This window comes from Psychrobium sp. 1_MG-2023 (genome assembly GCF_030689115.1).
Classification (GTDB): Bacteria; Pseudomonadota; Gammaproteobacteria; order Enterobacterales; family Psychrobiaceae; genus Psychrobium.
This window is the reverse complement of the sequence record NZ_JAUYVJ010000019.1, coordinates 34,504-57,472: the sequence shown is the minus strand read 5'-3', so window position 1 is coordinate 57,472 and position 22,969 is coordinate 34,504. Positions and strand designations below refer to the sequence as shown.

The following is a 22,969-nucleotide window of genomic DNA, read 5'->3' as shown; positions in this document are numbered from 1 at the left end:
GATTAAAGAAAAGTCAAACTACCCAGGGCTCTGCATCGAAAGGTTCAGAGCCCTGTGTCATTGTTATGCTCTGTTTAGCATTGAGGCTGTGCCATTTAATAGCTGATTACAATACGGATATATCGCTATATCTTTTTAACACCACAGCCCGTCAAAATAATTGTTGTCAATGAAGTGACAACGTCTTCATAGTCCGCTTGAACCAAAGACTCTTTATCCATTGCCGCAGCCACTTGAACATTGAAGTCAGCATAATGCTGTGTTGAACTCCAAATCAAAAACAATAAATGGTAAGGATTAATCGCATCTATTTGTCCTCGTGCTATCCAATGCTCTATTACCTTTACTTTCTCATTGACCCAGGACTTGAACTCTCCACTAAGATAATCTGCTAAGACGGGTGCACCGTGAATAATTTCACTGGCAAAAATTCTAGAACCTTCTGGATCTTCAACGGCGTACATAACTTTTGCACGAATGTATGCAGCAAGTGCTGCTTCAGGATCGTCTTCAGCTCGTAACGTATCGTAACTGTCATTCCACACACTGATGATGCTTTCAAGGAGTTGCTGATAGAGATCTGTTTTATCTTTAAAGTAGTAATGAATGTTGGCTCTAGGAATACCTGCTAGTTCAGATATACGTTTGATTGATGCCCCTTTAAATCCGTGAGCAACAAACTCAGATTTGGCTGCTCTTAATATTAACGCTTTATTCTTTTGCCGAATTAAGCCACTACGTTGGGTTTTACTCACTGCTTAATATTCCTAGTCTATACTATCGGGGTGATAGTGAATAACACGATTACGCCCTTGTCTTTTTGCTGCATAAAGTGCCTGATCGGCGAACTTAATCATCGTGTCATAGCCATCAGCCACATCATTATTACTTAAGCCAACACTAATAGTTACCTTTAAGCCCTTGGCTATATGATCAAAGTCAAAATCTTCAATGGCTAATCTTAAGGTTTGACACAATGAATAGGCTTTATCAATGTCATGTTCGAAAAGTAAAGTAAACTCTTCCCCCCCCCATCGCGCTAATTTAACTTTATCGCGGCATTGATACTCTAGTAGCTCCGCGACCTGCTGAATCACTTTATCGCCAATGATATGGGAATAGTTGTCATTAATTTTCTTAAAATGATCAATATCGATAATAGCTGCTGCTAGTGGCTTATTGTGTTCTCTCGAATTGTTGAAACTGTCCTCACACCATGCATCAAACGCGCGGCGATTATACAGGCCTGTTAGTTGATCGTGACTCGCTTGATAAGCGAAGGAATCTGCTTGGGCACGTAAATCCGCTGTTTGTTGATCCACTAAGCCTTGTAATCTGGTTTCATTACGTACAATTCTTGCCATACGATAACGATAAAGCAAATGTAAAATAATGAAGACCAACATCGCGATAACAATTTTGAATAGCGGTGTTTGCCAAAATAGTGGGGGAATATTAAAAGTTAAACTCGCGTAGCGTGGTTGCCATTCGCTGTTTGGGTACTTCGCTCTAATTTTAAACGTGTATGTCCCAGGTGATAAATTAGTAAATTCGGTAAATGTTTGAGTCCCCTTTTCAACCCATTGAGTTTCAAACCCTTCAAGTTTGGTCTGATACACAACAGAATCATTCATTAGGAAACCCACACCGGCATAATGAAGAGTGATACGAGAAGGGTTGCTGTGTAATTGATGTATGTGAGAGATGCCATCTGCTCGTGGTAGGCTAATTTGGCTGCCATCGACGATAAGCTGCTCGATAACTGGTGGTAATTGCGTCGAAGAAATCCTCTTCAGACGATGGTTTGTCACTTCACTCACCCCTTTTGATGTTGCTATCCAGATACTACCATCATGATGCAACGTAGCAGCTGGGCTTGAGCCGCCGTTGGCCTGAGCGCTCTTTAGACCGGCTTCTTCGCCAAAGAACTCATAATCGACTTGGTACTCTGTCGAACGAAACGCTTCGTCAACTTGTTCTGGTTGGATTTTTATTACCCCACGATTACTTGTAGCCCACAGGTTTGATTCGTCATCGATGATAACTTGAAAAAATTTGTCGACAGGCAAGCCATTTTTCTTAGTCAAAGCCTTCATTTTCTCGTCGGCTAAGTTCAAACGAACAATACCCCGGTCTGTAGTCATCCACAGATATTGCTCTTGAACATAAAAACCAAAAGCATACTCAGCATCTGAAAACTCAGAAAGGTGGTAGGTTTGTAAGTTACCGTTAAAATAAGAAGCAACCCCTACTCCAGTACCGATCCACACTTTTCCACTACTGTCTTTGGCTAAGGCCATGATAAAATTAGCAGGAATCCCGGACTGCTCATTAAATAGCGTTATGTTTCCCTGTGGGCTTTGTCGCACAAGCCCAGAAGCTGTACCAAACCAAATGTTTTTCTGTTGATCTTCCAAAATAGCCCGTACTTCGTTACTTGGTAATCCACTCGAGGTATTGATGTACGGTTGTAACATGCCAGTGGCTGCGTCATACTTAAACACACCACTTGTATAGGTTCCAATCAACAAACTCGAGTCAGCGAGCTCTGTGATACTCAACACTGATAATTTTTTATTTGAGCCTGCTAGGTTAATCGTCATGACGTCACGACCGACTATTTTATTAAGCCCTTTACTGCTACCCACCCATAAAGAACCATCAGAATGCGAATAAACGCTGCGAATATAATCACCCGCAAGCCCTTGCTTACTGGTTAGTGTCACAAAAGGGGCTTGACGTAAACGAAATAAGCCTCCATTAGTACCTATCCAAATACTTGATTCACTGTCTTCAAACAATGAAAAGATGCGATTACTGGGTAACCCTTTATCAGCATCAAATTTTTCAACAGTGTTATTGCTCAGCCTCAGTACGCCATGATTAATGGTACCAAGCCAAATATCACCATGAGAATCTTCAAGTATGCTCGTAATTGACTCATTGGCTAATTCAGGATGAAGCACAACAAACTCTTGCCCTTGCTTGAGATAGACCCCTGATTCTGTACCAATGATTAATTGATCTTCTCTAGTAACAAATGTTACATATACTGGCGCATCGGGAAGGCCTGTTAGTGTGTCGAAATGTCGGACAACGGCTTTATCTTCAATTGAGTAAAGCCCTTTATTTGTCCCTACCCACACTAAACCATTTTTTTGTTGTGCAACTTCATAGGCACTCACGTTATTAATGAGAACAAGCTCTTTTGAGTTTGCCCCCCCTTCACGAAACACAACCCCTTTACCTTCAAGTGCTAACCACTGGCCACCCTCTTGATCAAAGATTGCATGATTTACCATTGCAGCGGCTTGAGGTTGTGCTTGCCAATGGCTGCCATCACGAAGCGAAACGCCTCCTCGACTTCCAGCGACTAATAGCTTGCTATTTTCAACAACAAGACTACGGATACCAGAATCTATTAACTGCGCTTTTGAGCCACGGGTAAAAAGTTTAAATTTTTGTCCGTTGAATCTAACTAAACCTTCCCAAGTACCAATCCAAAGATAGCCATCAGGTGTTTGAGATATTGCGTTTATCGTATTATGAGGTAAACCATCTCGGGTGTTCCATGCCTCTGAAAAGTAATCACTAAGCGGTGTTCTCTCCATTGCGGATATTTCACGGCTGACACTCGAGTTAGCAAAAAAAAGCGTAAATAAAATCAGAATAAAAAAGGAAACCAATAACTTATGTTTTAGAATGTTACTCAAAAGTGTCACCATAATATGCGTCATTTATAAACAGCGAATTCAGCCATGTCTGGCTTTTAGCTCTTTATACCACAATTCTTTACTGCTAACAGTCTTGTAATATCAAAAAAAAAGTCGAAAACATCTGTAACAACCCGACACAAACAGTAACAATTCTCATTTGCATATAATATAACCACTTAAACTAGACACTATTGCAAATGAGAAGACCTATCATTAAGATTGCGTTAATTTTTTAACGATATCGAGAATACAGTGAAACTTTCTATCTTATGTTTAGCGGTCAATGCCGCCCTTCTTGCGCCAATGGCAATAGCCGAGACTAAGGAAAATACGTCAATTGAGCGTATAGAAGTTAAAGGGACTTATTTCAACGATTATAAAGTGAACAACGCAAAGGGTGCGATGCGTACTGATGCTTCTTTGCTAGAAACCCCACAAACAGTCTTTGTGATCCCAAGCACCGTTGTAGATGAACAGTTAGCCACCACCTTAGGGGAAGTGCTCTCAAATGATGCGAGCCTCTCTCCAGGATCTAAACAACGTAACCGCGAAGTATTCAACTTACGTGGATTTAGCCTAAGTTCTTCCAATGGCTACTTACGCGATGGTCACCAGCATTGGTCTCATTATCAACAACCTATCGAAACACTAGAGCGTGTTGAAGTCATCAAGGGCCCTTCGAGCATCCTTTACGGACAGTCTGGTCCAGGCGGGCTAGTGAATATGGTGACGAAGAAGCCAACGGCCAAACGCCTATTCAATTTAGGTTTTGATATGGACCAAGAAGGCTCTACACGTTTGACGCTTGATGCGGGTGGCGCACTAACCGAATCAGAAGATCTTCGTTATCGTGGTGTGTTGGTCAAGCAAGACGTTATTTTCCAGCGCGAAACACCGAATCAAGAACAACGTGAGCGTGATCGATTTTTAGGTTCTCTTGTTTTAGATTATGACATTAACGACAACACCTTGGTTCGTTTTCACTATGATCACACAAATGATCACGCAGGGTTAGATACGGGCTCATGGCTAGACAATGACGGCAACCTGATTGGTGATAAGAAAACAATTTATGATATGTCATGGGCTTTCACCGATATTACTGTGGAAAACTTTGGTTTAGATCTCACTCATTTTATTAATGACCAATGGCAAGTCACCCTAGGCTATAATGAGCAGTACTTTGAACGTCAGCGTTTTGAGTCAGCGCCTAAAAAGCCAAGTGATTATCAAGTCGGTGATGAATATACATCCAAACCTTATGATCGCTTTGACGACTGGCAATTTAAAACGGCATTTGTAGATTTTACAGGTGAAGTTGATCTGTTTGGTACACAACACAACATCTTAATTGGTGCGAATTCATTAGATTATTATTACGGCCAGTTACGTGTTAAAGCTGACTCAATCACTCACATCATTGGTGGTGCCGAGCCGATGCGCCCAGACATCACTTATAAGGATGATGACACGCTATACACCAGTGAATTTGATTACTACGGTATTTACTTTCAAGACTTAGTCACGTTAAACGATCAATGGCAAGTGTCATTTGGTGCGCGATATGACATGCAATCTAAAGAAGGGGCTGATAATGAATCATTCCTGCCTAAAGCCGCAGTGTTATTCCATCCAAGTGATGAAGGTTCAGTTTACTTAAGTTACAGCGAAGGATTCGAACCACAAAGCAGCGAGACAGTCAATGACGAAACAGACATCAACTTCGGTGAAAAAATTGATGCAATGACATCGCAGCAGCTTGAGCTAGGCACGAAATGGCAATTACTTGATGACCGTCTATTGCTAACTGCTTCGCTTTTCGATATCGAAAAAACGGGGGTCTTAATTAGTGAAAAAATCGACCACCCAGATTATGACTCTCGTACAACGCAAGCAGGAAGCCAGCGTCACCGAGGCTTTGAGCTTTCAGCACAGGGAGCCGTTTCTGATACGTTATTCCTGATGGGTTCATTAATGAGTCTGGACGCAAAATATGGTGAGCATGAAAAATATACAGGACATACACCGATTGATGCACCTGAACTATCGATGTCTCTATGGAGTCGTTATGAACTTAGCGAGAACTTAGCTATTAATGCCGGTGCGTTTTATGAGGGTGAGCGCTTCGCCAACTCCGCGAATACTATCACCAAAGATGCATATACTCGCGTTGATGTAGGGGCTACCTATCGTCTTGATTTTGCAAAGCAAGAGGTCAACTTGAGATTTAACATCGAAAATTTATTCGACAAAGACTACTTGATTGGCGGTAGCGACTCTAATGTCACCGCTGCAGACGGTATTAGCTTTCGTTTAGCGGCGCAAGTTTCGTTCTAACAGTGTCATTTACGATGCGTGGCCAGAAAAAGTAATTTTTCTGGCCAATAACTCAAATTAATCCCCTTTTTGATGTGATCGGCAAAGACAGCACCGTCAAAGACAACATTTAGCATCTCAAACTTGCTCCACTCTCCCTTTGACCAAAGCCTTTCATTAAGTAATCAACTTTTTAACGTCAACAAACGGTTCCTGTATATAGTTTATCTAGATTATAAATAGCATCGCTATCATTCATCTACCATGATGGATGAACAGGTAATTAATCGCGTTAAAATACACACATTGCCAACAAAACTTCTCACCAAACTCAAAAAAGGTATAAAAAAACCCAGCATTAATGCTGGGCTTGGTTCAACTTGGTTTTGGCTAGAAACGGTAACGAACGTTTGCAGTAACTGTACGGCGCTGACCATAGAAGCAATCACCGCGAGCTAAACAGCTAGTGATATTCATTTCATCAGTTAAATTATCAACATTTAAATTAATGTCAAACTGACCAAACTCATACCCTATCATCATATCAATCACATCATAACTGTCTGTTCTTAATGCTTTGTGCATCGTCGTGCCATTAACGACGACATTTGATGTACCATCTGATGTCTCTCCGACATAACGATAGCCTAAGCCTAGCTTTAAGCCATCGAGTAGATCAGCTGGTCGATACGTCAGCCAAGTCGACAGCATGTGATCTGGCATAGCAGCGAGTTCAGCTCCTTTTCTGCCCGGCTGGTGGCTTGATAGGTTCTCAGTGGTGGTATATGCATAACTTGCATAAACATCTACTTGATCGAACTCTAGTTGCGCTTCTAGCTCAAAACCTTGAATGTTCACTTCGCCATCTTGTAATACTAATTCAGGTGAAACTGCTCGCTTACGGTTTTTATCTTTGATATCGAAAATAGCGGCACTGACTAGATGCTCAGTACCTTGTGGCTGGTATTTAATCCCTAACTCAACTTGTTCACCAGATTGAGGTTTAAAACTACCACCGCCCTGCTCTTCAGGTTTTGAGCCAAAGATAGGTAAGAAAGACTCTGAATAGCTAATATAAGGAGCGATTCCATTTTCAAAACTATACAGCACACCCAATCGACCAGTGGTTGCACTTTGATCTTCTTCTGACGCACTTGGCTTGCCTGGACTTATCTCAACTTGATCATGGCGTAACGCAGCGTTAACCACGAATTGACCTATTTTAAACGAGTCTTGAACGTAAAAGCCCACTTGTTTTGCTAAATCAGAAGGAGCATCTCTCAGTACAGAGTTATCCGGTAAATCATCCACTTGACCATACACAGGGTTATAAATATCTAAAAGTCCACCAGCCCCTCTTAAATAAGCGCGATCTCTATCCGTTTTGACATGTTGATAATCTATTCCGGCAATAAAACTGTGTTCAACGTCACCGGTGATGAAATCACCATGTAATTGCAAATCACTCGTGAATGTTTTTGCAAAGGTATCGCTCATGCTAATATTTCGTAAAAATGAACGTTTGTCATCTTGGAATTTCGGGGCCCACGCAAACATCGTCCGGGTCTGTGCTTTACTACTCATATAGCGATTTGACCAGTTGATCGAAAAATCGTCATTGAGTTGGTGTTCAATAATCGCAGTCAGGTACTTTTGCTCGCTATCGTAGCGGTCCCAACCCGGTTCACTGACAAAACGGCTACTATCGATTTGTCCATTTTCCGCCTTTAAGATTGTCCCTTCATGAGGAAAAAATTGCGTACTAGAGCCGGATTTATTTTTTTGAAGATTCGCCAATAACGTCAATTGTGTTTGGTCACTGATAGCCCAAAATATGCTTGGTGAGATATACATACTATCATCATCAACATGATCTGTTTGTGTACCACTATCACGAACTAAGCCGTTGATACGAAATAAAACATTTTGATCATCGGTTAGCGCAGTATTAAAGTCACCAGCAATTTGCTTACGATCATAATTACCTAATTGTCCCCAAATTTCGCCTTTAGTCTCAACAGACGGACGCTTAGTCACAAGATTGACAATTCCCCCTGTAGAACCTTGGCCATAAAGCATCGAAGACGGCCCTTTAAGGATTTCTATCTGTTCAAGCATATATGGATTTGGGCGTGCATTATTGTAGCTGCCAAACATCATTTGCAAGCCGTCTAAGTATTGCAATGGTGCAATTCCTCTAATTTGAGCCCAATCAGCGCGAGTATCAACACCATAAGGACCATTGTAAACACCAGCAACATACCCTAACGCATCTTGTATTGTTTCTGCGCCCAGCGCAGAAATACGCTCATTGGTTAATACTGATACCGAAACTGGTGTCTCCACGATAGGAGTATTATTTTTTGTCGCCGAGGCGCTGACATACGAAATTAAACCACGAGGGCTGACAGTAATAACTTCGATCTCTTTATCATCAACACTTGTCTCCTTAGCGGTTGGTGTCGATGCCGACATTGCTTGCGCGGAAAATAACAGCGATGTCGCGAGTAATATTTGGGGATGTTTTAACTTAAATTTACTGGTAGGCATGATAATACTGTGCGCTCTATATTAAAAAAGACGTCACAATACAACAAATGATAATCAATCTCAATACCATTCGTATTGATAGATTTTATTTGTTCCCTTCGCTAATTCACTGATTTTAGATATTTATTTAATTAAATCTCGAATTGTTGCAACCGTGTTAATACTCTGTTGGTAATCTATTGCTATAGGCGTTAACTCACCGTCGACATTTAATACTAACGACGGAAATCCATTAATCGGTAATTGTCGAGAAAGTGCTAACTCTTTCATCAGTTGTTCATTAACGCTTTCAGCATTGAGTTGCTGGTTGAAGCTAACTTGATCCATGCCAATGCTCATTGCAACTTCTGACAGTACTTTATTATCAGACGGGTTTTTAGCCTGCAGGTAATATGCTTGTTGAACGCCCTTTAACATTTCTTGTTCAAGGCCTGCTTCACGTGCTACCAACATTGCACGACATGCAGGGTATGTTGAACGACGGGGTTGGCATAACTCCCAGAAATCAAAGTTAAATTCAGTGCCTAATTGTTGGGCTATTTTATGCCATATTTGTTGCAATCCTTGTTGCATCTCTTGTGGCATTGGTTCCTGTGAATCAGGAGCTAAGCCACCAACACAATACTCAATATTAAGCTCACTGTTTAGTGCTGATTCAATTAACTGCCAAGTTGGTCGATAACCCCAACACCAACTGCACATAGGATCATAAACATAGTAGAGTGTTGCCCGTTTCATTTGTTACTCCTTGATAGTGAAAGGTTGTTTTGCAAGATACTCATCAAACTTCGCCGCAATGAGGGGTTTACTAAAATAATAGCCCTGTAGATAATGGCAATGATATTTTGCTAGTAGTTGACATTGTTCTTGCGCTTCAACCCCTTCAGCCACAACTTTCAATTTTAAATTGTGAGCGATTGAAATTATCGCCGCAGTTAAGCCTTCATCTTCTGGGTTATCAGTAATATCTTTAATAAAAGCGCGATCAATCTTTAAGATATTCACTGGGAATCGCTTGAGATAACTCAGAGAGGAGTAGCCTGTACCAAAGTCATCGATTGAGAGTTGAACCCCCATCTCTCGAATTCTTGTCAATTGGTCTAGAGTATGACTATCTTCTTCGATTAACAAACTCTCTGTCATTTCCAAAATTAATAACTGGGGCGCTAAGTTTACCCGCTCAAGAATGGTCGCAAGTTTTGCAACAAAATCTTGACGATAAAACTGAACACTTGAGATATTAACGGACACTTTAGGGGCATCTTGATATTGCTGATGCCATTTCTTTGCCTCAATACAAGCCTGCTCTAAGACCCACTCGCCAATATCGTTGATAAAGCCATTATCTTCCGCTAGCGGAATAAACTTGTCCGGAGAAATCATGCCATGCATTGGGTGGTGCCAACGGACAAGCGCTTCTGCCGAGCTTACTTTACCAGTGTGCGAGTCATGGATTGGTTGATAATGCACTTCTAGCTGATTATTAGTAATACTATGACGTAAAGCGCTCTCTAAAGTGCGGCGTTGTAATGCCACATCATCCATTTCTTTAGTGAAGAATTGGACATTATTTTTTCCCTTCTCTTTGGCTTTATACATTGCGCTGTCTGCTTTTCGCAATAACTCTTCAGAGGTGCTTCCGTCACCTGGTGACATCGCGATACCAATACTCGCTGTAATAAACGCTTCCTTATCATCGAGCTGATAAGCGCTTGCCAATTTATCCAAAATTTTTAAGGCTAAGTTCTCAATCTTTAGTAAGTCGTCATTGCCAAAGATGATAATTGCAAACTCATCACCACTTAATCTGGTCACAGTATCGGACTTCCTGACAGAGCTTAACAGGCGAGCGGCGACTTGCTTTAATAACATATCGCCACAATTGTGACCAAAGGTGTCGTTAACGTTTTTAAAGCGATCTAAATCGATAAAAAACAGTGCTACCGAGGTTTCTTTTCGCTTGGCAAGCTCGAGTACATACTCAAATCGATCAATAAACAAGTTTCGATTAGCTAACCCGGTTAGAACATCAAAATTCGCTTGTTGGTAAACCGCTTGTTCGGCTTTTTTTCGTTTGGTGATATCGGTAAAAAGGCAAACATAGGATTCAACGTTTTCATTATCATCCTTGATCAAAGTGATCGAAAGCCATTCGTAAAACAATTCACCCGTTCTACGGCTATTACACACTTCCCCTTGCCATTGTCCGGCTTCGTGAAGCTCTTTATTCATTTGCTGATAAAAGGCCTCTTCGTGATACTCCGAATGTAGAAAGCTTGGTTCTGTACCAATTACATCATCCTTATCAAAACCTGTAATCGAACTAAAAGCATCATTAACGGCAATAATTTTAAAGTCCTTATCCGTGATGACGACAGCTTCTGTAGCGGTTTTAAACACGGTGGACGCTTGCTTAAGTTGTTTTTCGTGTTGTTTCTGTTTGGTGATATCTTCTTTAATTGCAACGTAACTACTGATGGTATTATTACTATTAATTAATGGGTAAATATTAGCACGCTCCCAGTGCACATCACCATTATCACAATGCGTATGCAACTCACCACTCCAAGGCTTCCCTAGTTTGATTGTATTCCATAAATCTTCATACAAGGCAATATTATGGCCATCATCACGTAGGATGTCAGCATGCCGACCAATTACATCCTCTAGGTTAAAAGCTGAAGTCTTGAAAAAATGCTCATTTGCAAACGTGATAATACCATTGGCATCAGTTGTAATGATTGAGACAGGGCTTTGTTCGACAATTTGTGCCAAGGCCGAACGTTGTTCTTCTGCAATTCGCTTTCGTTTGAGTAAATACAACAGGAATGCAACAAGGCATAAAAGAAATGCCACGCCCCAAACCAGGGAATGAATCATTAATCGCTTCGCTTGATCAATTTGACTCACTTGGTTGTCCACCATTTTCTCGAGGTTAGATTGGTAATGCCACAAATCTTTTTGAATCTCTCGTTGAGTCGTAATGTCTTGAATAATTGAAAACAACACTGCTTCGCCATGAAAGGTGATTGGCACTGAATTGACTGCGACAGTTTTTTCATCGCCTGATTTAAGCTGATGACGAAAAATAAAATAGTTTCTATTTTCGCTTTTAGCTAACGCTCTTTCAGAAGCGACCTGCTCAGCGTTAAGCATATTAATTTGTTGGATCGAAAGGTTTAAAAACTCTGTCGCACTATAACCATAAAAGCGTATCGCAGCGCGATTGGCAGCTAACACTTGACCAGTTTTAGGATCAATTATAAGCATAATTGCACTGTGCTTCTCAAACACTTGAGCAAACTGGCTACTTTCTCCGGTTTCGTGTGCGGCAGCTGACGGAGAACTAGCGACTAAGCTAAGGTAAAATAGGAATAATGTCAGTATATTAAGATAAGAAAACTGAGTTGGCATTGAATACGATATCCTTCCAAATACGCCTGAAAATCTGAGTTGCCACTTTAGCAGTACTCTTGGCTTTAAATCTAGTTACAAAGTAACAATTTTCGATAATAGCATGCTTTGATAGCCTGAGATCAAACTTCAATGTACTGTTACATACTAATGTATAAGATGAAATGATAGGTAACTGTCTAAATAAAAAGCTTATTTTCCCAATCATTATAAAACTCTAGTTTAAGAATTCTTATAGATTTGGTTATGACGTTTGACGCTTGTTTTATGGAGATTTGCAAATGAAAGTTTCTACTCTGTATATTTTTTAGTACCTGTATCCAGAGTCTACAAAAAATTGATTAAATAGTTTTTCAGCTGGAATGGGCTTTTCGTAAAAGAACCCTTGTGCAAAATCACAATCCATACCTTCAATGATATTGTGCTGTTCTTGTTCTTCAATCCCTTCTGCAACGACCAAAAGATTAAGATTGTGGGCCATTGAAATAATTGCTTGGCAAAGCTTCCGGTTTTTTTCTTCTGTATGGATAGAGCGAATGAAAGAGTAATCTATCTTTAAGCCATAAAATGGGAGCGTGCTTAAGTAACCCAATGATGAATAACCTTGGCCAAAGTCATCCATCCACACTTTAATCCCCATTTCACTTAGCCGAGTCAATATTCCACATGCATCTTGCTTACTCTCTATGACTGCCGTTTCAGTCATCTCTATTTGAAGTAAATGATAAGGAAGATCATACTTGTCTAGCGCTTTAATTATCGCCTCATCTAACCTATCTTGTGCAAGTTGCACCGCTGAAATATTAATAGCGACAGGTAAGCCTTTTGCTTCAGTTGATTGCCAAGAGCTTAGCTGCTGGCAGGCCCTATCAAGTACCCAGTCACCGATAGCTAATATCTGGCCGCTTTGTTCAGCAATCGGAATAAATTCACTAGGGCTGATGTCCCCTTTCACCGGATGCTTCCAGCGCAGTAGTGCTTCAACACATACTATTTTTCTTGTTTTCACATCCAGCTTTGGCTGATAATGCAAACAAAATTGTTCCTCTTCTAAAGCGGTTCTTAAATCATTTTCTATTGTCAGAAGTTTCATAGCCGCGTTATTTATTTCGGTTGAGAAAAATTGATATTGGTTTTTACCATGTTCTTTAGCATGGTACATTGCTATATCAGCATTTTTCATGAGTCCAGAGGATGTTTCATCATCATCGGGAAAGATTGATATACCAATACTTGCACCGATATAGGCCAATTTGTTTCTAACTTTACAAGGCTCAGCCATGTTAGTGATTATGCGCTGTGCGATATGTGCAATAATCGCAGGCTCGCTAACGCCCATTAGGATAATAGTAAACTCATCACCGCCTAACCGAGAGACCGTCGAGTTCTCAAAAGATTGTGTTTGTTCTGCACCCATCACTAGCAGGCTGTCGGCCGAGCGAATTGAGTGCTTAAGTCGACTCGTCACCTGAATTAAAACTTCATCACCTACATCATGCCCCATACTATCGTTAACATTTTTAAAATTATCAATATCGATAAACAAAAGGGAAAACTTAATCTTATTTCGCTGATAGTTTTTAATCGCTAAATCGAGATTTTTTACAAATAAACGTCGATTGGGTAATTTTGTTAAGGTGTCATGATTAGCTAAATGATTAATTTTACTGCTAGATTGCTTTAGGTTATCCCGCATCGTATTAAAAGAGCGTCCTAATTCAGAGATTTCATCTCGACTTGCCGACACTTTCATTTCAAAGTCATAGTCTCCAGAACCAATATGCGCAGCATACTCTGAGAGTTTGACGATTGGCTCGACGAAACGGCTGGTTAAACGCCAGGCCAAAAACGAACTTAAAAAGACCAGAAAGACTGCTATCGTTGCAATATTAAAAAGGTTATCTTGCAATTGATTAGCGACAAGTTGAAAAATTAACGTATCGAGTTGTTCTATATCCGTTCGAATATGTTCAAGCGAATAGGTCAGAATAATACCGCCAATATTTTCATTTCCAATATAAATATGCTTCGCAAAATCGATAGAATTTTCATGCATTACAATAAAAACATTTCGCGGTGAATTTTCAAGTCCTTGTGATATTGGTGTAGGGATCGACTGACCAAACGTGTTGATGAGCTCAGTACCATCATGAATAATTTTACCATGAGCATCGAAAACTGATGTCTTAACAACATCTTTTTGACTGGTGATCGCAAAAATTTGTTGCTGTATTTGTTCCATATCGTAGGTGTATAAAGCATTCTTTAATGTTTCAGAGATATAAGTAGTAGTATCAACTCCCTTTTGATTTAGCTGTTCTATTAATGCATTTGTTAGTGTTGACTCGCTAATTTGATGAAGCCTTTGGGTAGCCGCATCAAATTTCCATGTCAAAAATCCACCCATGGTGGCAATGATGACTAAAATTAATAGAATGATTGCACGGGCAACCCGTAATTGTAACCTAGGCTTCATTAATTCAACTTCGAGTCAACAAGAGATACAATCGCACGAGCCTCTTTAACAACATCTCCAATATTGTTTTCAAACTCTTGGAACCTGGCCGTTTTTTGGTAACGCTCTAAGATATGGACTCCATCAGGATCATCATGAATATTAAGTAATAACGATTTAATTTTACGTTTTAGCGCCTCACTCATGCCAGCTCTAACCAATTCAACGCCTCGTGGAAACTTTTCGCTCTTAGCAATAATTTTAAAGTCATCTCGAAACTTTTTTGGTAAGTGGTCGCTTTTATTCCAATCGTGATCATTAAGTGCGCCAATTTGCACCAGCCTTTTATGAACCCAAGTGGATGTATTTATTTCTTCGTTAGAAAAAACATACCCCACTGATTCTTCATCAGGAAAATCTCTGACAGAGTCTAAGCGCTCCAATGACAACCCGTGCCTTAATAACATCGCTGCGGGTATATAAAAAGCTGATGTCGAACCTGGATCTTCAAAGGCTATGGTTTTGCCCTTAAAATCATCTAATGAATTAATACCACTATCTTTACGAACAAAAATCAAACTTTCGTAGTTTTTTTGGCCTTTTTTCCATTTTGTCAAAAGCAACTCTGCTTTGGCTTTGTCTTTAAAGATCACACCAGAAAAAATGGTTTCCGTCACTAAGTCGACCTTCTTTCTTTTAAGATATCGAACCATTTGTCGATTATTTTTAGCCATTAACACCTTACCTTCCGTGTAGCCAAACTCGGATAAATTCTTTGCTAAATAATCGGCCATAGGCTTCAGGTAGCCATAATGTTTCTGCGGGTTATCACTGACTTTTCCGATAACAAAAGCTTTAGCACTGGCATCAAGGCTTGCAAAAAGAATAGCAAGTAGAAGCAAGTAATATCTGGGATAGTTCATTTACATCAACTCCTGAGTAATCTTGGGTATCAACAACTTTATAGGTAAATATTTAATTAACTTTAAAAATCAAGTTGCAACCTCAACTGTACGTAGCGGGGATCATCCGACGGTAATACGTCACCATCATCATTCGCATATTCATCATTATCAACCATTGCATAATTTAGCATTGCGCGCATCTGTTTGGTTATATACCAGTTAATACCGATTGTTGAGATGTAGCCCTCACCACCAGTGATATCCAAATCATTTAAGTCGAGTGAACTATGACGCACTGCCACTTCCCAAGCACCATTTGGTGAATACGGTTTAAGACGCCCAAAAGATCCTTTTCTAAACTTATAATCTTTCGATTCCCCCGTAATCATCCAACTTGCCGTTGCATACCACCCCGAAAACGAAAGGTTGTCTTGAGACTGGCGTGTTAGATCTGCCATTATAAATTCGGCTTGAGCGGAGAAAGCACCTTCAACCCACGCTGTTTCCAGCCCTAACCGCGATATTTTTTCTACTTTTTTAATGCTACCAGTGTTCAAGAATTTGATATCTGTGTTTTTGGTTTCTGGACGTGAATTAAACTTAACTTTACGTTCATCATCTGTCACTCGATGCGATAAGCCAATGCCAAAATGAAGTGCTTGCGTGTCCGTATGCCAAGGTGCATATGTTGAACGCATTGTCGTTGCCCAACCTTCATCACCTTCGTCGTCAGGGTCATCATCCCAAGCTTGAGTATTGATGCTGGCCGCAACGGTCCAGTTGCTACCGTATGTACTAGCATTTATTCCTAAGCTTCTGCCAGGAGCAAATTCATTTAACATAGCGCGTTCAATGAAGGTTATATATTTACTGCTCGTGAGTTCTTCGAGACTGAAAGGTTCTTTAGTATGACCAAACTTCCATAACCATCCATTTTGCCCTGAGTAACTGATATAGGCGTCTTTAAGATCGGCCTCCCCCCCAGAAAAATCGACGGTTAATTCATAACCCCAATTATAATCAAACTTACCTTCAACGCCTAAAAATGCTCGGCGAATACTGCTGTCGTTACCCAGTTTATTTTTATCTTCTTCAAAAGAAGTCATATCAAACATCATTCGGCCAGTGAGTTCAAACGCATACTGGCCATCGTAAGTCGAGACCTCCAATCCACCCTCGGTCTTAATCGCTAAGCTCTCTTCATCGTCCTCAACGTATTTATCTTGCTCAAGCTGTTCGGCATGATCCAGTAGCTGAGCTTTTAACGCTTCAAACTGCTCACGAGTAATTGTTTTGTTATTTTTAAGCACAGTGAGTAGCTGTAAGTAACTATGAGGATTTTGTTGTGTAGTTTCACTGCCTTCATTGCCACTAGCGAAGGGGGTAAACAACAGGCTTTGAGAGGTCAACAGGAAGACTGACAATGCAAATTTTTTCGGATGTTGAGGCATAAAGAAACGTCCTATTCATAGTAGCTTGAGTAATTATATTTAAAATAAACTTGGCTGCCCTGAACCGTGTACCAACGATTTTCTATTGAACCAACGGACAATGGCTAATCTGACTTCAACCTGTCCTTGTTGCTCATAGATATTATAAGTAAAAACTTATATAAGCAATTGAATGTGGCTAAAGAAACAACAAATATTGCAAAAAGTTGATATACATTAAAGTCAGTCAACTTATTGGCAAACCTGATTAATTGACGACTTTGTTAACAGATAAATAAGCGCGAAGTTAATGTTTGCCTAGTTCTAACTATTCATCTTGTATAATAATAGTTTAGACTGACTCTCAATGATTCACTTTTTTCTCACCTTTCGAGCAACACCTTTAGACTGTTGTATTCATCATTCTATGAATAATGAGGCCCCTTAGCTGTTTACGTTTCATTGGTCACTAAAGTGCTGGCTGAAATTCTTTGGCCAATCGTTGTTGCTAACCCCACGTTGTAAGAGGATAATTGGAAACAATTACCGCTTTAGGTGGAACTCTAACTGGCATTGAATCGCGAACAGCACAGCAGATTCTACCTGCATCTGGCGCTTTGATACTTCTACGTGTGTTATTAGTTAACGCCATTTAAAAATGGCTAATAAGAAAGCGTATTTAGAGCACTCCCAATCTATTATTAGTTCGCTTGATAGCACAAAACTAACGATTAGGAAAAATGCATTAAAGGACGTTAGACGATTACAGTTAGTATAAGCTCCCATAAATAAAGCATTATAATAAAAAGAACACCAAGGAAAAATCCAATGAACGCTAATGGACAACCAACCATTTTCTGGCACGATTATGAGACATGGGGTGCAGATACTCGCAGTGATCGGCCTGCTCAATTTGCCGGAATAAGAACTGATCTTGACTTAAATATCATTGGTGAACCCATTGAGATTTATTGTCAATTAGCAGATGACTACTTACCTGCTCCTGAAGCCTGCTTTGTTACAGGGTTAACGCCACAAAAAGTCAATCGGCTGGGAATTCCTGAAGCTCAGTTTATAAAGCAAATCAATGACATTTTCAGTGAACCTAATACCGTTGTTGCTGGCTATAACAATATTCGATTTGATGATGAGATTACCCGGCAATCTCTTTACCGCAACTTTTTAGATCCCTATGCCCGCGAATGGCAAAACGGCTGTTCGCGCTGGGACATTATTGACTTAGTTCGCACCTGCTACGCACTACGACCAGAAGGGATCAATTGGCCGGAAAATGATGATGGTGTTGTGAGTTTTCGTTTAGAACTTTTAACCGCTGCCAATGGCATTAGTCATGAAGGTGCGCATGATGCAGTGTCGGATGTAATTGCGACCATAGAGATGGCTAAGCTTATCAAGAAAAAGCAGCCTAAGTTGTTTGATTATGTATTTAACTTACGTAGAAAAGCGGAAGTAAATAAGTTGTTTGACTTGGTAAATTGTACTCCATTGGTACATATCACTTCTAAAGTGCCTGCTAGCCAAGGCTGTTCAACTTACATTGCTCCTGTTGCTTATCATCCGACAAATAAAAATGCGATGATCTGCGTTAATTTGAATATGGCATTAGAACCCTTGATTGAGTTGGACGCTGAAGAAATCAGCGAGCGTATGTACACCAAGCGTGATGAACTTGGTGATTTGTTACCAATTCCAATTAAACTAGTTCACAGTAACAAATGCCCTGTGATAGCTCCGGCAAAAACATTAACAGCTGAATCAGCTGACCAACACGGTATTGACCGTAGCCTTTGCCGTAAAAACCTCAACCTACTGAAAGCTAACCCACAGTTGCGTGATAAGCTTACCCAAGTGTTTCTGCTAGAAAGTCAGCGCCCCACAGAAACAAACCCAGATCTTATGCTTTATAGTGGTGGTTTTTTTAGTCATAGCGATAAAGCAGCTATCGAACGAATCAGTCAAACACCTCCTGAGCAATTGAGCGCAGTTGAAGTTGATTTCGAAGATCAACGACTCAATGAAATGCTCTTTCGTTTCAGGGCACGTAATTACCTACATACATTAAATGAGAGTGAAGTAATGCGCTGGAACGACTACCGTCGCAACACCCTTGATGGTGAGTCTTACGCACTCAAACTTGAAAATATTGCGTTCGAACATAGCCAAGACGAGCGTAAGATGGCAATCTTACGTGCGTTATTTGAATATGCGTCTAGTATTTAATATGCATAAACTAAATTAGAAAGCGCCTATACTGAATAAATAATATCCATTTGGTAAATATTTATTCATTTTTTGAATTTTTATGCAAAAAAAAATATATCAAGTTTACCAAAAAGAATAAGACCTTATATTTCATATGGTTAAAAAGCTCAGTAATTTCACAGGCTTTCGTTTTGATCATTAATTAGACGAAAACATAAACAAAAGTATGAGATATAGGTCAAGGAATAATATTTTTTTACATTTAGAAAAAACAAAAAGTATCAGTTTCTGATAGTATACAATCCGAATTACAATTCATTACAAAGTAGGAAGGTATTCCGTGGATATTAGTGATATGGAGAAAAATGTTGTACCAGCGGTCACGTTATTGAAGGCAATGGCGAACAGTCATCGATTGATGATTTTATGTTCTTTGCTTGATAATGAGTTAAGTGTATCTGCGCTCAACGAGATTGTCCCTGTGGCTCAATCCTCTCTCTCACAACATTTGGCTTGGTTACGTCGTGCGGGTTTTGTTAAAACTCGTCGAGAATCACAGACAATCTATTACTCACTACAAGGTGACGAAGTCGCTACAATGATTAGTACATTGCATTCGCTTTATTGCAAATAGCAGCAGCTGATTGTAGCCAATAAAAAAGGGATCAAATGATCCCTTTTTTCTTTCTTAAAAGTCTTCCTATTCGGTTGACTTCATTTTAACAAGTCTAGCGTGCAAACTAGATGTATCCCAGCGCTTACCGCCAATACCTTGCACTTCTGAGTAAAATTGATCAACTAAGGCTGTCACAGGTAACGATGCGTTATTGTTACGTGCTTCATTTAGCGCAATTGATAAATCTTTACGCATCCAATCCACCGCAAAGCCAAACTCATACTCATTATCGATCATCGCTTGATAACGGTTTTCCATTTGCCATGACTGAGCTGCTCCTTTTGAAATAACACCAATCACTTTTTCAATATCTAAGTCAGCTTGTTTTGCAAAGTGCACACCTTCAGCTAAACCTTGAACTAAGCCAGCAATACAGATCTGATTAACCATTTTAGCTAGTTGACCTGCTCCTACATCACCAATGCGTTCAGCACAACGGGCATAAGCCTCGATTACAGGTTTAACCTGAGTAAAAACTTGCTCTTCACCACCGATCATAATTGTCAATATGCCATTTTCCGCACCCGCTTGCCCACCAGAGACAGGCGCATCTAGAAACGACACCTTCTTATCTTTACAAAGGGTAAATAGTTCGCGAGCGACATCGGCTGATGCAGTGGTATGATCGCATAAAATAGCCCCGGCTTTCATAGAGTGTAATGCCCCCTGCTCTCCAATGATAACCTCACGCAGATCATCATCATTTCCGACACAGCTAAATACAATATCAGCATCAACAGCTGCTAGTTTAGGGCTTTGTGCACACTTACCTTGATACTCTTCGACCCATTGAAGTGCTTTTGCCGATGTGCGATTAAAGACCGTAACATCGTGACCAGCTTTTTGTAAAAAGCCAGCCATCGGATAACCCATTACACCTAACCCAATAAACGCTAATTTCATTTGTTAACCTTCCATCATTAATAATTCATTTGCTTATAAAATGGCTTAATGTGGCCATAAAGATCTTTTACAGCTGATGTTGCCAATATTTGATAAAACTCGCTATCACGCCCGGGTTCGAAACGTTGACCAATTTTAACCATTGCTTGAGCCCCAGTGCTAACACTGTCATAAAAACCTGCGCCTTTTGCACATGCTATGGCGGCACCTAAACCTGATGTTTCATAGGTTTGAACTCGTTCACACGGTAAATTAAATATATCAGCTGCCATTTGCATCACGATGTCACTTTGACTGCCGCCGCCACTGATCCTAATGGTGTCAATTGGTGAAGGAGAAATTCGCTGTAAGCGTTCCAACCCCTGCCTTAAATTAAGTAATATACCTTCAATTAGTGCACGATAGAGGTGTATGCGAGTATGCGATGGCGTAAACCCAACAATACTACCACGAGCTTCAGGACCAGGATAAATAACACCAGGCGCCCAAAATGGCTGCACAATGAGGCCTTCACTGCCTGCTGGAACATGAGTAATTTTTCGGCAAATCAATTCTTCAACTTTAATGCCTAAATCTTCAGCTTCTATCACATCCTCACTGCCATATTGTTCTATGAAGTGAGTTAACAGCCAGAAGCCACGTTGAAGGATAATTTCATTGATAAACGACTTTTCTGCTAAAGACGGATATGGCGGCAAATAACGATACGCTTCTTTGTATTGAGATTGCGTGATTGCAATAGTTGCAGCCGTGCCTAAGCTCACACTTGCGACATTTTCAGCAGCTGCGCTAGATGTTAATGTTTCACACGCTTTGTCGGCACCAGCCGCAATAACAGGCGTCCCGACCAATAAACCACAGGCAGAAGCAGCTTGTGGACAAATCTCTCCAATCAGCTCCCCAGGTTCGACAACATCAATCATTTGCTGCGGCTTAACTGCAATAGCTTGCCATTGCCAAGCATTTGAATGAGCCCAACAGCGGCATTTGTAGTCAAACGGGATATACCCCACTTGGCTAGCGATGGAATCTTTTAACTGCCCAGTCAGCTTATAATTCAACCACCCTGAAAGAAAGCACACTTTAGCACTTTGTTTTGCAATATCAGCCTGATGTAATGCAACCCAATTAAGCTTCGCTTCTGCTTGAAAGTAATCTATACGACGTTTCATTCCTACAATCGTAAAAGCAGCTTGCCACCACATCTTCAGCGGAGGCACTTGCTCGGCAGTTCGACTATCGGGCCACATTAGTATCGGCCTTAATACATTATTATCATTATCAAGATTAACAATACAATTTCGTTGCGTGGTTAACGCTAACGCACAGATTTGTTGCGGTACTATATTTGTTTCTTGCCACAAACGCTTAATGACTTCGCACACTTGCAGCCAACAATAGTCGCTATGTTGCTCTGCCCAACCCGGCTGCTGGCTAAAGTAAGGCTCAACAGGCTGGCAAACTTTTGTAATTAATTGGCCATGTTGGTCAAAGACTAAAGCACGGACGCTTTGAGTCCCATAGTCGATACTTAATAGGTAATTATTTTCCATTAAAAATATATTGAACCATCTTATTATTATTTTTGTATTTCTAAAACAGGAGCATTTTAAACCCGATTAACACTAACACAATACCGCCGAGGAGTTCTGCCTTACTTTCAAGTTTGTCACCCGTTTTTGTGCCTATAATGACACCTAAATAACTGAACAAACCAGTGACCACAGCAATGAGCCCGCAGGCTAACATGGGATCAACCGGAATTAAGTGCAACACAAATCCCGCAGCCATCGCATCAATGCTTGTGGCAATCGCTAACACCAATAAAACACGATGGCTTATATTGGATAAACTTTGCTCGACGCCTGCGTCAAAAGATTCGTAGATCATCTTTAGGCCAATAATCAATAGTAGTGCGAATGCAACCCAATGGGTATAGCCCTTGATCCAGTCGAGAACACCTTGGCCACTGAAATAACCGATGACAGGCATTGCCCCTTGAAACAGACCAAAGTAAATCGCGGCCTTAGCTGCCAAACTTAGTGGTTTTGTCACTTTTCTCGCGCCTAGCCCAATCGAAACCGCAAAGGCATCCATACTCACCGCTAGGGCTAATAAAATTAGTTCAAACACTTATCAACCACCCATCAGTTCCAAGTAATTAAACGTCGAAAATAACGATTTATCAAAATTAAGACTCCAAATATCTTCAGCCATGGACCAAGGTTCACCGCCACTTCTCAACGGCATTGTTTGTGTTAATTAGTCCTGCCGCAGGGTTTTCGTCCCAATGGCGCAGCGTAGTGGTTCAATGCTTATCACCACACATACACAATCAAAACACTCAAAAGAAAAGGCCTGAAAGAAGATCTCCTCAGGCC

The 22,969-nt window shown here is 40.5% G+C and carries 15 protein-coding genes; 4 read left to right on the top strand and 11 right to left on the bottom strand.

The features are described from left to right. Positions 1-125 precede the first annotated feature (125 nt). Together Q8W26_RS11160 and Q8W26_RS11155 are read right to left on the bottom strand one after the other, a co-directional pair. On the bottom strand, positions 126-755 hold the full coding sequence (locus tag Q8W26_RS11160) for a TetR/AcrR family transcriptional regulator (RefSeq protein ID WP_101214202.1): 630 nt from the start codon (positions 753-755) through the stop codon (positions 126-128). Positions 756-767: 12 nt separating this feature from the next. Next, positions 768-3,713: a two-component regulator propeller domain-containing protein gene (locus Q8W26_RS11155; protein ID WP_305473384.1), complete on the bottom strand. Its 2,946-nt coding sequence runs from the start codon at positions 3,711-3,713 to the stop codon at positions 768-770. A 255-nt stretch (positions 3,714-3,968) separates the two neighbouring features. Here Q8W26_RS11155 and Q8W26_RS11150 point away from each other — a divergent pair, with 255 nt between their 5' ends. Then, positions 3,969-6,053 carry a TonB-dependent siderophore receptor gene (locus tag Q8W26_RS11150; protein ID WP_101214200.1) on the top strand — a complete coding sequence of 695 codons (2,085 nt, stop codon included), beginning with the start codon at positions 3,969-3,971 and terminating at the stop codon, positions 6,051-6,053. 369 nt (positions 6,054-6,422) lie between these two features. On the opposite strand, the gene Q8W26_RS11145 is transcribed toward Q8W26_RS11150, so the two are convergent. From Q8W26_RS11145 to Q8W26_RS11120, 6 genes are all read right to left on the bottom strand, one after another. Next, a complete protein-coding gene (locus tag Q8W26_RS11145) occupies positions 6,423-8,582 on the bottom strand; it encodes a TonB-dependent siderophore receptor (RefSeq protein WP_101214199.1) in 2,160 nt (719 codons plus the stop codon). Between the two features lie 123 nt (positions 8,583-8,705). Beyond that, positions 8,706-9,320, bottom strand: coding sequence for a DsbA family protein (locus Q8W26_RS11140; protein ID WP_101214198.1), 615 nt, complete (start codon positions 9,318-9,320; stop codon positions 8,706-8,708). A 3-nt stretch (positions 9,321-9,323) separates the two neighbouring features. Continuing rightward, positions 9,324-11,996, bottom strand: a complete 2,673-nt coding sequence (locus Q8W26_RS11135; protein WP_101214197.1) for an EAL domain-containing protein — start codon at positions 11,994-11,996, stop codon at positions 9,324-9,326. Between the two features lie 307 nt (positions 11,997-12,303). Then, positions 12,304-14,472: a bifunctional diguanylate cyclase/phosphodiesterase gene (locus tag Q8W26_RS11130; protein ID WP_101214196.1), complete on the bottom strand. Its 2,169-nt coding sequence runs from the start codon at positions 14,470-14,472 to the stop codon at positions 12,304-12,306. Continuing rightward, the gene (locus tag Q8W26_RS11125; RefSeq protein WP_101214195.1) at positions 14,472-15,374 is read right to left on the bottom strand and encodes a phosphate/phosphite/phosphonate ABC transporter substrate-binding protein; all 903 of its coding nucleotides are present in this window, start codon (positions 15,372-15,374) and stop codon (positions 14,472-14,474) included. Before Q8W26_RS11125 ends, Q8W26_RS11130 begins: the two co-directional genes overlap by 1 nt. A 62-nt stretch (positions 15,375-15,436) precedes the next feature. Beyond that, positions 15,437-16,807: an OprO/OprP family phosphate-selective porin gene (locus Q8W26_RS11120; protein ID WP_101214194.1), complete on the bottom strand. Its 1,371-nt coding sequence runs from the start codon at positions 16,805-16,807 to the stop codon at positions 15,437-15,439. 512 nt (positions 16,808-17,319) lie between these two features. Here Q8W26_RS11120 and Q8W26_RS11115 point away from each other — a divergent pair. From Q8W26_RS11115 to Q8W26_RS11105, 3 genes are all read left to right on the top strand, one after another. After that, complete coding sequence (locus tag Q8W26_RS11115) at positions 17,320-17,442, top strand: hypothetical protein (protein ID WP_305473380.1); 123 nt, start codon at positions 17,320-17,322, stop codon at positions 17,440-17,442. Between the two features lie 172 nt (positions 17,443-17,614). Further along, on the top strand, positions 17,615-19,027 hold the full coding sequence (gene sbcB, locus Q8W26_RS11110) for an exodeoxyribonuclease I (RefSeq protein ID WP_101214193.1): 1,413 nt from the start codon (positions 17,615-17,617) through the stop codon (positions 19,025-19,027). 337 nt (positions 19,028-19,364) lie between these two features. Further along, positions 19,365-19,643, top strand: a complete 279-nt coding sequence (locus Q8W26_RS11105; protein WP_101214228.1) for a metalloregulator ArsR/SmtB family transcription factor — start codon at positions 19,365-19,367, stop codon at positions 19,641-19,643. 66 nt (positions 19,644-19,709) lie between these two features. Here Q8W26_RS11105 and Q8W26_RS11100 read toward each other — a convergent pair whose 3' ends face one another. The 3 genes from Q8W26_RS11100 to Q8W26_RS11090 are packed head-to-tail and all read right to left on the bottom strand — an operon-like array spanning position 19,710 to position 22,721. Beyond that, entirely contained in the window at positions 19,710-20,588 is an 879-nt protein-coding gene (locus Q8W26_RS11100) for an NAD(P)-dependent oxidoreductase (RefSeq protein ID WP_101214192.1), read from the bottom strand. Positions 20,589-20,605: 17 nt separating this feature from the next. Beyond that, on the bottom strand, positions 20,606-22,141 hold the full coding sequence (locus Q8W26_RS11095) for an FGGY-family carbohydrate kinase (protein ID WP_101214191.1): 1,536 nt from the start codon (positions 22,139-22,141) through the stop codon (positions 20,606-20,608). Positions 22,142-22,181: 40 nt separating this feature from the next. Further along, complete coding sequence (locus Q8W26_RS11090) at positions 22,182-22,721, bottom strand: manganese efflux pump MntP family protein (protein ID WP_101214190.1); 540 nt, start codon at positions 22,719-22,721, stop codon at positions 22,182-22,184. Positions 22,722-22,969: the final 248 nt, after the last annotated feature.

Coding starts and splice junctions, on each gene's coding strand:
- Q8W26_RS11145 (WP_101214199.1), bottom strand. CDS start 8,582: ATGCCTACCAGTAAATTTAAGTTAAAACATCCCCAAATATTACTCGCG.
- Q8W26_RS11140 (WP_101214198.1), bottom strand. CDS start 9,320: ATGAAACGGGCAACACTCTACTATGTTTATGATCCTATGTGCAGTTGG.
- Q8W26_RS11135 (WP_101214197.1), bottom strand. CDS start 11,996: ATGCCAACTCAGTTTTCTTATCTTAATATACTGACATTATTCCTATTT.
- Q8W26_RS11130 (WP_101214196.1), bottom strand. CDS start 14,472: ATGAAGCCTAGGTTACAATTACGGGTTGCCCGTGCAATCATTCTATTA.
- Q8W26_RS11125 (WP_101214195.1), bottom strand. CDS start 15,374: ATGAACTATCCCAGATATTACTTGCTTCTACTTGCTATTCTTTTTGCA.
- Q8W26_RS11120 (WP_101214194.1), bottom strand. CDS start 16,807: ATGCCTCAACATCCGAAAAAATTTGCATTGTCAGTCTTCCTGTTGACC.
- sbcB (WP_101214193.1), top strand. CDS start 17,615: ATGAACGCTAATGGACAACCAACCATTTTCTGGCACGATTATGAGACA.
- Q8W26_RS11105 (WP_101214228.1), top strand. CDS start 19,365: ATGGAGAAAAATGTTGTACCAGCGGTCACGTTATTGAAGGCAATGGCG.
- Q8W26_RS11100 (WP_101214192.1), bottom strand. CDS start 20,588: ATGAAATTAGCGTTTATTGGGTTAGGTGTAATGGGTTATCCGATGGCT.
- Q8W26_RS11095 (WP_101214191.1), bottom strand. CDS start 22,141: ATGGAAAATAATTACCTATTAAGTATCGACTATGGGACTCAAAGCGTC.